Here is a 4315-nt window from a genome sequence, read left to right on the forward strand (position 1 = left end):
AACAACCGCTAACAATACCCACAAATAATTGCTTGTTCTCGCCCACTTCTAAAAGTAGAACCAAATCCTTTTTTTTAGCTATATTCGAATACTTAAAAAATTTAATTGCTATTTTAAGTTGTATAAAACAACTATGAAAATAATGAACACCTACATAATAATTCCAATTATAGCTTTATTAACGATCGTTGTTTTGATTAAAAATAATTCAAAACGGAATCCAACCAAACTCGAAAAAGCTGAAAGCATAAGAGAAATACGACAAGAAAAACGAGATTTAAAACTCACCGTTTCTTATGACTATGGTGAAAAAACAGAAACTATATCCGAAAAAGCTACGGTAGAATTAATAAAAAGCACTATGAATTCTATCAATTGGAATAAATTTCACATTGTTCAATTAGAAGATGAGAATGGAAAAAACTATAAAGCTTTGCACGTAAGTGGAAGTTTAAAAGATGACGGATTAACATCTGGATTTGTAACAGACGATGATCATATTCTAATAGACAAGCAAATAAAAACAGTTGAACAAATGACCGAAATATTGATTGACTTTTTGAAAGGAGAAAATATTTGGCGGAATAAGTATCAATATAAATAATAACCAGTTCAATTACTTCCAAATCCATCAGAATTACTAAAATTATTAATTAATCGAGAAACAACAACTTAAGTCACACTAATGGTTTAGGTAATCTTTGCTATAATTACAGAATGAAATCATTATTTACAATTTTATTAGCCTCAATATTTCTATTTTCTTGTGGAAGAAATAAAGACGAAAAGAAGTTATTTGGAAAATGGTATGAAATTAGAGAGTTTGGTAAACTTGAATTTACTAAAGACTCCTTAAATATTTCGGAATTAACGTTTACAAAAGCAAAGTGGAAAGCTGATGAAAAAGAAATTAAAGTTGAATTTAAAAATGTCTTTAACGATTCTATTAAGAGTCATTCCTTAAAATACAAATTGAATAATGATACTTTATTTATTCAATCAGAAATAGACTCAATACCTGTATTTAAATTCATAAAGGCTGAGAGTTTTACTGACCTTATATTTAAGAAAAATAATGTAACTATAAACTTAGATAAAAATCCAAATTCTAACTTTCAAAGAACCGAAAACAAATATGGTATTAAAGTTTTTATAGAAAACAAAAATGGAATAGTAAAGGCAAAAACTGAGTATTCTAATAACTTGGAAAATTTAGAAAATGATTTGAATGAAATTCTCCTTGACTTAAGTCCTTACTTTATGAATGAATACAATAGTTCGCATTCTGAAAGATTCTCGGTTGAACAATGGATTAGAATGAATATTTACTACTCTCTATTTATAGATAAAGAAATACCTCAGTCAAAAATTGACACCATCTTAGAAAAATTAAGAAAGACAAAAATTGTAAAAATTTATAGAGCTTATAAAACTGTAGAAACAGATTCTGTTGATTTTAATAATTTGAAAGAAATAAAACTATAGCCTACAAAACATCTATAAACATCTACCAAGCCAAACACATTCAACAAATAACAGGAACAATATTACACATACAAATAAGTTAACAAATATTTGACAAAAATGACCTACTATACATTCCATATTGATGATTCAGGAGCTATTGAGGATATTGAATATAAAGAAGTAAATGGAAAAAATATTCCAACTTATAAAATGTATGATGACAATGACTTTAATAGGCTTAATGATATCTTATTTTCTCTAAACGACTATATCCTCAACGAAAAAGCTTTAAATATTTTTAAAGACAGCAAAACAATAAAATATGATTTAACAAAAGTTGTTGTACTTAGAAAAGAAAAACTATTCGGCATTTTTAAAAAAAATAAATCTTATGAATATTATCATTTGAATTTTTCAGAAGAATATACTATTCAATGCTATGATTGGATTGACTTTGAGAAAAGTGAAATATATGCCATTAATAATAAAACTAAGGAAAGAATAAAAATTCTATCCCACCAACAAAAACTTGAACTAATTACTGAAAATAAATCAAGCTCCGATCAAAGTTTTTCTTTTGAAGTCAAAAAAGTAGTTTTTGGAAAAAACTTTGATTTTGAAATTGATTTTTTCAAGATTCCTTTATACTCTTCAGGAGAGTACGTTTCGGAAAGATTTAAAAATAAAATGAAAAAAGCAGGAATTTCAGATATAAAATTCGCAGAAAGAACTGAGCAACTAAATAAAATTTGGCAACCTATGTTTCCTGTAATAGAATTTATTAATAAAAATGGTTGCTAACAATATATAAACACAAAACACCTAAAGTTCCGCTTAGCCAAACATATTAAACAAATACCAAAAACAATATTCCGCATATAAACAAGTTGTAAAGCATTTAACGCATGAAAAAAGTAATAATATTTTGCTTCATAATTTTCACAAAACTTTCTTTTTCTCAACATACCGAAAGTTATATGGCTATTGCCAATAATTTTAAGATTGTAGATTCCTCTAAAGTTGAATTGAAATGGAAGAATGGAAAACTAAAGGAGAGAAAAAAAACCATTAAATTAATACATAACAATACTGAATACAAACTGTTAACAGGAGTACATGAGCAATTCAATAGAAAAGGAATAAAAAGAACAGAGTCTTTATTTGATAAATACGGAAACTACCTGAGTTATAAATTTTTTGATTTAGATGGAAACATCATTACAGAGATTGTTACTTTAAAAATTGATTATACCGATAATCAATTACTTGAAATCACAAAAGAATATACAGATTATATGGAGTATAAAGGTGAAATCTATCGATACAAAACAGGAAAGAAATGTAATAACAAAAAAATTGGCAAATGGTTTACTTATGATAGTTGTGGAAATATAATTAAAGAAAAAAATTACTCGAAATAAATACAGTACACAACAACACCTAAACTGCATTAAAACGCAGCTTAGTCAAAACATTTACACAAACTAACAATTGGACAAAATTTGAATACGATATGCAATTTTTTAATATATGGACATCATAATTAAGGTAATACTAGCTTTGATTTTAAATTATCCTGGAGCATATATAAGATGGCTTTTGTTTAACAGAAAAAATAAAATTGAATATTATAAAAAGGATATATCTTTTAATTTTTTTGTATCTGCATTAGTTATTGCACTGATTATTGTAATAATTCATTATGTTAAAATGATATTTGGATAAAAAACGTTTGCTAACAATATATAACCACAAAACACCTAAAGCTCTGCTTAGCCAAACACATAAAACAAATAACAGGAACAATATTCCGCATATAAACAAGTTGTGTGCAAGCTGAAAAAATAAACAGACTAATAATTTTAATATTGATTTTTGGACTTGCAGGCTGTAACGGTGGAAAGAAAAAATAGAAAATGGAAATACAAAACTTGAACTTCGAAGTTCTGGCACACGAGGGAATTAGAATAGACTTTGAATTTAATTCTGACAAACCGACTTTCGGAGATTTATTTTTAATTGTTGGATTTGAGAATCCCAACCAACCTCATAATAGTAGAGAATTTGAAAAACTTGCTGAATTAGAATTTGAACAAGTTGATGACTATTTCGGAATCAGGAATAAAACAGAAGTTGGAGATGATGTCAAAATTTGGCTATTTCCAATAATAAATGGTGAAGAAGTTTATCACAATCAAGGACCCTTCGATGCTATTCGAATAACTTATCGCGTTTTAGGAAACGACCCAAAAACGGCTAAAATGTTTGAAAAAACATTTCACTTAATAAACTCAAACCTTGATGTAACACCAACCTTTGAGGGAAAACGAATTGAAAATTTTGGAGAAATAAATGAAATAATAATTAAAACCATTCAGTATTGTAAAGAGGAATTGAAAGTAGAACCTGGTTCTGAAGAAGCTTTACAACTTGATTGGTAAAAAAAGCCAACATAAAACAATGTACAAGTGAAAAAGCATAACTTTAACCTCATAACTGACGATTATAATTGCTCCTCAACAAAACACCTCAACCAAGCTTACCTAGACATTTTAGGTAAGCAACAAGAACAACATTCCGTATATAAACAAATTATGATAATATTTTGAGAAATGAAGCACAGTAAGGAATTTGAACAACTATCAATCTATAGTAGAGAATCCGCAATTGAATTAGGTTGGAATTACATTTCATCTTATCATTTTCTAATTGGAATGCTCAAATTCGATAATCTTCCGAATAGAATATTTAAAAATCGGAATTGGGAGTTTGAACATTTGTCAAAATTATTAGTAAAAGAAAAAGACGAATCAGTAAAAGGAAATTACTATTTGACAAAAGAATTGGA

At 27.2% G+C, this 4315-nt stretch carries 6 protein-coding genes; all 6 read left to right on the forward strand.

From position 1 onward, the window contains the following. Window positions 1–142 precede the first annotated feature (142 nt). Window positions 143–604 carry a hypothetical protein gene (locus F7018_RS00005; RefSeq protein ID WP_150897925.1) on the forward strand — a complete coding sequence of 154 codons (462 nt, stop codon included), beginning with the start codon at window positions 143–145 and terminating at the stop codon, window positions 602–604. A gap of 113 nt (window positions 605–717) precedes the next feature. Beyond that, window positions 718–1485 (forward strand): hypothetical protein, encoded by a 768-nt coding sequence (locus tag F7018_RS00010; RefSeq protein WP_150897926.1) that lies wholly within the window; start codon window positions 718–720, stop codon window positions 1483–1485. A 99-nt stretch (window positions 1486–1584) separates the two neighbouring features. Further along, a complete protein-coding gene (locus F7018_RS00015; RefSeq protein WP_150897927.1) occupies window positions 1585–2268 on the forward strand; it encodes a hypothetical protein in 684 nt (227 codons plus the stop codon). Window positions 2269–2372: 104 nt separating this feature from the next. After that, a complete protein-coding gene (locus F7018_RS00020; RefSeq protein WP_150897928.1) occupies window positions 2373–2888 on the forward strand; it encodes a hypothetical protein in 516 nt (171 codons plus the stop codon). A 495-nt stretch (window positions 2889–3383) separates the two neighbouring features. Beyond that, on the forward strand, window positions 3384–3908 hold the full coding sequence (locus tag F7018_RS00025) for a hypothetical protein (RefSeq protein WP_150897929.1): 525 nt from the start codon (window positions 3384–3386) through the stop codon (window positions 3906–3908). A 171-nt stretch (window positions 3909–4079) separates the two neighbouring features. After that, on the forward strand, window positions 4080–4315 hold a 236-nt coding region (locus F7018_RS00030; protein ID WP_150897930.1), incomplete at its 3' end, for a hypothetical protein.

Origin of the sequence: Tenacibaculum aiptasiae, from assembly GCF_008806755.1 — a bacterium.
Taxonomy (GTDB): domain Bacteria; phylum Bacteroidota; class Bacteroidia; order Flavobacteriales; family Flavobacteriaceae; genus Polaribacter; species Polaribacter aiptasiae.

Excerpts from the sequence above, each read along its gene's own strand:
- F7018_RS00005 (WP_150897925.1), top strand. The coding sequence starts at position 143 with ATGAACACCTACATAATAATTCCAATTATAGCTTTATTAACGATCGTT.
- F7018_RS00010 (WP_150897926.1), top strand. The coding sequence starts at position 718 with ATGAAATCATTATTTACAATTTTATTAGCCTCAATATTTCTATTTTCT.
- F7018_RS00015 (WP_150897927.1), top strand. The coding sequence starts at position 1,585 with ATGACCTACTATACATTCCATATTGATGATTCAGGAGCTATTGAGGAT.
- F7018_RS00020 (WP_150897928.1), top strand. The coding sequence starts at position 2,373 with ATGAAAAAAGTAATAATATTTTGCTTCATAATTTTCACAAAACTTTCT.
- F7018_RS00025 (WP_150897929.1), top strand. The coding sequence starts at position 3,384 with ATGGAAATACAAAACTTGAACTTCGAAGTTCTGGCACACGAGGGAATT.